Genomic DNA, 6,321 nt, shown 5'->3' with positions numbered 1-6,321 from the left:
CATGTCGAGCAGGTTGCCCATCGGCGACGGCAGCGTCTTGAAGAACCAGATATGTGCCACCGGCACCGCGAGCTCGATGTGGCCCATCCGCTCGCGGCGCACCTTGGAGAGCGTCACCTCCACGCCGCAGCGGTCGCAGATCACCCCGCGGTAGCGGATGCGCTTGTACTTGCCGCAGTGGCACTCCCAGTCCTTCACGGGGCCGAAAATGCGCTCGCAGAACAGCCCGTCGCGCTCCGGCTTGAAGGAGCGGTAGTTGATAGTCTCGGGCTTCGTGACCTCGCCCCACGACCACCAGGTGCGCTGCCCTTGCAGCTCGAGGCGCTCGCGCTCCTTCGAGTCACGCGGTCCGCGGATCTCCTCGGGGGAGGCGATCCGGATCTGGATATAGTCGAAGCTCGAGCTCTTCGGCTCGCGCCCGCTCCGGAAATCGATCACCTGGATCTCCCTTCCTTACTCTTCAACGTCGTCGGTGGTGCCCAGGGTGACCTTCAGCCCTAGGGCCTGGAGTTCCTTCACCAGCACGTTGAAGGACTCGGGGATGCCGGGTTTCGGCAGGTTCTGCCCCTTGACGATGGCTTCGTACACGCGGCTCCGGCCATTCACGTCATCCGACTTGACGGTCAGGATCTCCTGCAGGGTGTGCGCCGCGCCATAGGCCTCGAGGGCCCACACTTCCATTTCGCCGAACCGCTGGCCGCCGAACTGCGCCTTGCCAGCCAGCGGCTGCTGGGTGACCAGGGAATACGGCCCGATGGAACGGGCGTGAATCTTGTCATCGACCAAGTGCGACAGCTTCATCATGTAGATCGAGCCGACGGTAACGTCCGAGGCGAAGAACTCACCCGAGCGCCCGTCGCGCAGGCGTGCCTTCCCCGTGGGGGTGAGGCCCGCCACCTTCAGCAGCTCGTTCACCGCCTGGTCCAGGTCCGCTTCGGACTTGGGCCCGAGCAGCCCCGCGAGCGCCGGGAGCCCCACGGCCTCGAGCACCTCCAACGGCTTGTCGTGCTCGACGAACTTGTCGCTCTCCTTCAAGCCCGCCTTGAGCGCCGCCTGCTCCAGCTTGGAGAGATCCTCGCCTTCGAGCCGCACCTGGTGGAATTCACGCTCGACACGCCGCTGGTTGAGCTCGCGCTCCGCGAGCTCCTTGGCCGCGACGCGCAGATAGTCCACGAACCGATGGTGCACGTCCCGGGTCTCTTGCGTGAGCGCCCGGCTCGCGAGCAGGCCGATCCCCGCCTTCGAGAGATCGGGCCGGCCGCCATTCGTGGCGGGGAGCCGCCGCAAGTCGTCGGCGACGTGGCGCACCGTATCCGGGTCGAGCTCGGGCGGGCGCACGCCGAGCTGCAGCGCCTCCGCTGCCCACGTCAGCCCCGCGAGGCGCAGCAGGACGCCGATCTCGGTCTCGTCCGCCCCCTGAAACACGGGGGTCTTCGCCTGAAACCCGAGGATGGTCGCCGCCCAGCCGAGGTGGGTCTCGAGGATCTGGCCCACGTTCATGCGCGACGGCACCCCGAGCGGGTTCAAGACGATGTCGACCGGCGTGCCGTCGGGGAGGAACGGCATGTCCTCCTCCGGCACGATGCGCGCGATGATCCCCTTGTTCCCGTGGCGGCCGGCCATCTTGTCGCCCACCGAGATCTTGCGCTTCTCGGCGACGTACACCTTGACGAGCTGGATCACGCCCGGCGGCAGCTCGTCGGGCTGGAGGATCTTGTCGATCTGGTCCTCGGACTTCTCCTCCATCTTGGCCCGCTCCGCGGTCGCGGCGTCCAGGATGGCCCGGATCCGGTCGTTCACGGTTCGGTTCGTGACGCGCAGCGTCTTCAGGTCCACGTCGGCGAAGTTGATGCCGTCGAGCTGCGGCGTCTGGAGCTTGGTGCCTTGGGGGAGGTACTCCTCCACCGTCCCGGCCTTGAGCATCAGGCCCACCTCTTGCCCCGTCAGGAGCTCGCGGAGCTCGGCGAACATGGCCTCCGAGATGCGCGCCTTCTCCTCCACTTCGAGCCGGCGGACCTCGCCGATGCGCTCGCCGCGGTCCTTCTCCACCACCTGGTCCTCGATGCGCGAGAAGATCTTGACGTCGATGACCACGCCCTCCATGCCTGGCGGCACTTTGAGCGAGGAATCCTTCACGTCTTTCGCCTTCTCGCCGAAGATCGCCGTGAGGAGCTTCTCCTCGGGCGACAGCTCCGTTTCGCCCTTCGGCGTGATTTTGCCGACCAGGATGTCGCCGGCCTTCACATGCGCGCCGATGCGGACGATGCCCCGCTCGTCCAGATCGACGAGCGACTCCTCGGACACGTTCGGGATCTCGCGGGTGATCTCCTCGCGCCCGCGCTTCGTGTCGCGCACGTGGAGCTCGAGTTCCTGGATGTGGATCGACGAGTAGACGTCGTCCTTCACGAGGCGCTCGGACAAGACGATGGCATCCTCGAAGTTGTGCCCGTACCACGGCATGAACGCCACGAGGACATTCGCCCCGAGCGCGAGCTCGCCGCGCTCGGTGCCCGCGCCGTCGGCGACGATCTGCCCCGCCTTGACCTTCTGGCCCAACTGGACCAGGGGCCGCTGGTTGATGGCGGTGTCCTGGTTGGTGCGCCAGAACTTCTTGAGCCGGTAGCGGTCGTGTTGCTTGAGCCGCGCCAGCGGATGATCGCCCGCTTTCGCCTCTTCCTCACCCGCGTCGATGATGATCTCGTCCGCGGTGACCCGGGTGGCCACCCCCGAGCGGCGCGCGATGACCACCGCTCCTGAGTCGCGAGCCACGGTCTCCTCGAGCCCCGTGCCGACGAGCGGTGCCTGCGGGAAGAGCAGGGGCACCGACTGGCGCTGCATGTTCGAGCCCATCAGCGCGCGGTTGGCGTCATCGTGCTCGAGGAACGGGATCAACGCCGCGGCGATCGACACCAGCTGCTCGGGCGCCACGTCCATGAAGTCGATCCGACTGGGCGCGAGCAGCGGATAGTCGTCCCGCTTGCGGCACAGCACCAGCTCGTCGGCGAAGCGACCGTCCTCGGTGAGGCGGGCGTTCGCCTGCGCCACCGCATACTCCTCCTCTTCGGACGCCGAGAGCCAGCGGATCTCTTCGGTCACCTTGCCACTCTTCACCACGCGGTACGGCGTCTCGATGAAGCCGAGATCGTTCACGCGCGCATAGCAGGAGAGGCTGGTGATGAGCCCGATGTTCGGACCCTCCGGCGTCTCGATCGGGCACATCCGGCCGTACTGGCTGTAGTGCACGTCGCGCACCTCGAAGCCCGCGCGTTCGCGGGTGAGGCCGCCCGGCCCGAGGGCCGAGAGCCGCCGCTTGTGGGTCAGCTCGGCGAGCGGGTTCGTCTGGTCCATGAACTGGGACAGCTGGGAGCTCCCGAAGAACGCCTGGATCACCGCGCTCACGGTGCGGGCGTTCACCAGATCGTCGAGCGTGATGCGCTCGGGATCATTGTTGATGCTCATGCGCTCCTTGATGAGCCGCGCCATGCGCGACAGGCCCACCGAGAACTGGTTGGCGATCAGCTCGCCCACCGAGCGCACCCGGCGATTGCCCAGGTGGTCGATGTCGTCGGTGTAGCCCCGTCCCTCGCGCAGCTCGATGAGGTAGCGGATGATGGCGACGAAATCGTCTTCGGTGAGGACCGTGTGGTCCTTGGGCACGTTCACCTTGAGCCGCTGGTTGATCTTGTAGCGACCCACCCGCCCCAGGTCGTAGCGCTTGGGGTGGAAGAACAGACGCTCGAGCGCCTGGCGCGCGGTCTCCAAGTTCGGCGCCTCGCCCGGCCGCAGCAGGGCGTAGATCTGCTCCAGGGCCTCGGCCTCGGTGTGGGTCGGGTCCTTGAGCAGCGTGTTCTTGATGAGCGGCGACTCGCTGCGCCCCGGCGGCAACAGCACGTCCACCTTGGTGACCCCGGCCTTGAGGAGCCTCTTCTTGAGGGCGTCCGACAGCTCGCGCCCGCCTTCGGCCAGCACCTCGCCCGTCGCCGGCGCGGGCACGTCGAAGGCCAGGATGTAGGCGCCCAGCCGCTCGCGGGTCGTGGTCGGCTGCGCCTCGTCGCGTAGATCGAGCGAGGTATAGCCCGCGAACACCTTCACCTTGCTGATGCCGGCCCGGCGGAACGTGTTGAACTGCTCGAGCGTCAACTCGTCGCCGACCTTCCCGAGCGGCTCGCCCTTCTTGTTCTCCGGATCGGGCACGTCGACCGCCAGCAGGGTGCCCAGGACTTCGCGCTTCTGGGCGCGCCCCTCGAGCTTGCCGGTGATGTCGATGTCCTTCATGGCGTAGAACAGCTTCAGCACGTCGGCGTTGGTGCCGTAGCCGAAGGCCCGCAGCAGGGCCGTGGCCGGAAACTTCTTCTTCTTGTCGATGTGGACGTAGACCACGTCGTGGATGTCGATCGTGAACTCGACCCACGAGCCCCGGAACGGAATGATGCGCGCCGAGAACAGCCGCTGGCCGTTCGGGTGGATGCTCTCTTCGAACACGACGCCTGGGGAGCGGTGCAGCTGCGACACGATCACCCGCTCGGCGCCGTTGATGACGAACGTGCCCAGCGGGGTGAGGATCGGCAGCTCACCGAGATAGACTTCCTTCTCGATGATATTCTTGGGCCGCTTGGTCTTGGTGGTCTCGCCCACCTCCTCCATCACGACCAGCTGCAGCGTCGCCTTCAGCGGGACCGAGTAGGTCATGTCCCGCTCGATGCACTCCTCCACGGTGTACTTGGAATCCCCGAGCCCGTACTTCACGAACTCGAGCGAGTAGTTGCCGTTCACGTCTTGGATCGGGAACACGTCCTTGAACACCCGTTCCAGCCCGACGTCGGTGCGCTCGGCGCCCTTGCCGTCCGGCTGCAGGAGCGACTGGAACGCGCGCGTCTGGATGTCGAGGAGATGCGGCATCGGCATCCCCTGATCGAGCTTCGCGAACGACAAGACCGGCAGCGTCTTCGTCATGGTCAAACCTCAAGCAAATGCGAAAGGGCCCCCGCCCCCCATCGGCACGCCGACCGGGGGTGGAGCGAGGGGCTCGTACCAGCGAGCAGGAGTGTGGCAAATCCGCGCATGTCGTCAACCAAAGGAGACCCGAGTTGGGCCGGCGGGCCCCAGTGGCCCGCGGCGTCCAGCCCGGCGTCTACTTCAGTTCGACGGCCGCGCCCTGCGCTTCGAGCTTCTTCTTGATTTCTTCGGCTTCCTGCTTGGACACGCCTTCCTTCACGGTGCCGGGCGCGCCCTCCACCAGGTCCTTGGCCTCTTTCAGGCCCAGGCTGGTGATCGCCCGGATCTCTTTGATGACCTGGATCTTCTTCTCACCGCCGCTCTTCAGGATGACGGTGAACTCGGTCTTCTCTTCAGCCGCGGGCGCCGCTGCACCGCCCGCTGCGCCAGCGCCACCAGCCGCGGGCGCGGCCGCCACGGGTGCGGTGATCGTAACGCCGAACTTCTCCTTGAACGCCTCGATGAGCTCTGCCAGTTCAAACACCGACATGTTCCCGATGGCTTCGAGGATATCGCTCTTGCTCAAACTTGTCTGCGTCGCCATAGCCGTGTCTCCCACCCGATTTAAGAAGCGGCGCCCGCCGAGGCAGCGCGCTTGGTCCGGAGCGCCTCGAGGGCACCCACCACGTTCAGCAGCAAGCCGTTCAACGCACCGACGAAGCTCGCCAGCGGCGCCTGCAGCGTGCCGCCCACCTGGGCGAGCAGCTCGGTCCGCGACGGCAGGCTGGCGAGCCGCTTCACCTGCTCTGGCGTCACGGCCTTGCCGTCCACCAGTCCCGCCTTGATGGCGGGCTTCTCGAATTCCCGGGCGAAGTCGGCCAGCACCTTCGCCGCCGCGACCGGATCCGCCCCAGCGAGCACCAGCCCCGTGGGACCAGCGAGGTGTGACTCGAGCCCCGCCACCTGCGCGTCGCCGAAGGCGCGCAGCGCGAGCGTGTTTTTGACGACCACGAACTCGGTCCCCGCCTGCCGCAGGCGGCGCCGCAGCTGCGTGATCTTCGCGACGTCGAGGCCCGTGAAGTCGGTCACATACACCGTGGGCGAGCGCCGCAGCCGCGTCGCCAGCGCCGTCACGAGCTCCTGCTTCTGCGCCTTGGTCCGGATCATGCGAACACCGCCGGATCCAGCGGCACGCCGGGCCCCATCGTGCTCGAGACGGTCACCGACCGGATGTAGTGGCCCTTCGCCGCCGGCGGCTTGGCCCGCACGATCGCCTCCATGAACGCTTGCAGGTTCTGCTCGAGCGCGTCCGCGCCGAACGACTTCTTGCCGATCGGGGCGTGGACGATCCCGCTCTTGTCCACCCGGAACTCGATCTTCCCCGCC

Annotated in this window: 5 protein-coding genes; all 5 read right to left on the bottom strand. The window is 66.9% G+C overall.

Annotated elements, in window-relative coordinates; all coding sequences use genetic code 11:
* Positions 1–438 (bottom strand): DNA-directed RNA polymerase subunit beta' (locus tag VKG64_10230; GenBank protein ID HKB25419.1); only part of this gene is annotated, 438 nt, incomplete at its 3' end.
* A 15-nt stretch (positions 439–453) separates the two neighbouring features.
* Positions 454–4,953 carry a DNA-directed RNA polymerase subunit beta gene (rpoB, locus tag VKG64_10225; protein ID HKB25418.1) on the bottom strand — a complete coding sequence of 1,500 codons (4,500 nt, stop codon included), beginning with the start codon at positions 4,951–4,953 and terminating at the stop codon, positions 454–456.
* 178 nt (positions 4,954–5,131) lie between these two features.
* Positions 5,132–5,539: a 50S ribosomal protein L7/L12 gene (rplL, locus tag VKG64_10220; GenBank protein ID HKB25417.1), complete on the bottom strand. Its 408-nt coding sequence runs from the start codon at positions 5,537–5,539 to the stop codon at positions 5,132–5,134.
* Positions 5,540–5,559: 20 nt separating this feature from the next.
* Positions 5,560–6,102 carry a 50S ribosomal protein L10 gene (gene rplJ / locus VKG64_10215; GenBank protein HKB25416.1) on the bottom strand — a complete coding sequence of 181 codons (543 nt, stop codon included), beginning with the start codon at positions 6,100–6,102 and terminating at the stop codon, positions 5,560–5,562.
* A partial coding sequence (locus VKG64_10210; protein ID HKB25415.1) for a 50S ribosomal protein L1 occupies positions 6,099–6,321 on the bottom strand: 223 nt, incomplete at its 5' end. The genes VKG64_10210 and rplJ, both read right to left, overlap by 4 nt.

The sequence above is a fragment of the Candidatus Methylomirabilota bacterium genome (genome assembly GCA_035260325.1).
GTDB lineage: Bacteria > Methylomirabilota > Methylomirabilia > Rokubacteriales > CSP1-6 > AR19.
The sequence above is the reverse complement of the archived record's forward strand: the minus strand, read 5'-3'. Positions and strand labels throughout refer to the sequence as shown.

Bases quoted from the DNA above. Each gene is read 5' to 3' on its own strand.
- rplL (HKB25417.1), bottom strand. From the start codon at position 5,539: ATGGCGACGCAGACAAGTTTGAGCAAGAGCGATATCCTCGAAGCCATC.
- rplJ (HKB25416.1), bottom strand. From the start codon at position 6,102: ATGATCCGGACCAAGGCGCAGAAGCAGGAGCTCGTGACGGCGCTGGCG.
- rpoB (HKB25418.1), bottom strand. From the start codon at position 4,953: ATGACGAAGACGCTGCCGGTCTTGTCGTTCGCGAAGCTCGATCAGGGG.